We start from the raw sequence: 453 nt of genomic DNA, 5'->3' as shown, positions 1-453 counted from the left end.
GATACCTAGCTTACCGCTTGGCATATACTGGCAGGGACAAGACGCACTCGACCATAGACATGCTGTTCATCGCAACGACGTTTGCGTTTGTCACGAGTGCTGGGAGGCTGATCGCAGCTACTTACCTTACGGGGCCTATTGTTTTGAACTTGGCCGGCATCGCTGTGGCCCTGCTAGCCGCGGCCGGTTGGCGTCGCTTCGGTTCCAAATGGACGCATAAAGCATTACGCGTAACGCGGATATCTCTGTCCGATAGGGAAACCACCGCATGGGATTCAATGCTGATTCAAGAGCATCACACGGCAGCTGCGATCTTGGTTAAGAAAACCGACGGCTCCATGCTGTTTTGTGACGATCTGCACGCATTCAAAGATGATCCCCATGGGCCATGTGTTTTAGGAGCAGATGGATCAGTCGCCATGTACGTGACCAGCTCGCAGCCGTCTTCGGGCG

General features: G+C 54.3%; 1 protein-coding gene. It reads left to right on the top strand.

Annotation, left to right across the window (positions count from 1 at the left end; translation table 11 throughout):
- Nucleotides 1–59: 59 nt before the first annotated feature.
- On the top strand, nt 60–453 hold a 394-nt coding region (locus A3722_RS24840; RefSeq protein ID WP_236627439.1), incomplete at its 3' end, for a hypothetical protein.

It is taken from the genome of Sulfitobacter sp. HI0027 (assembly GCF_001634775.1).
Classification (GTDB): Bacteria; Pseudomonadota; Alphaproteobacteria; order Rhodobacterales; family Rhodobacteraceae; genus Sulfitobacter.
This window is presented reverse-complemented; position numbering and strand designations above follow the sequence as displayed.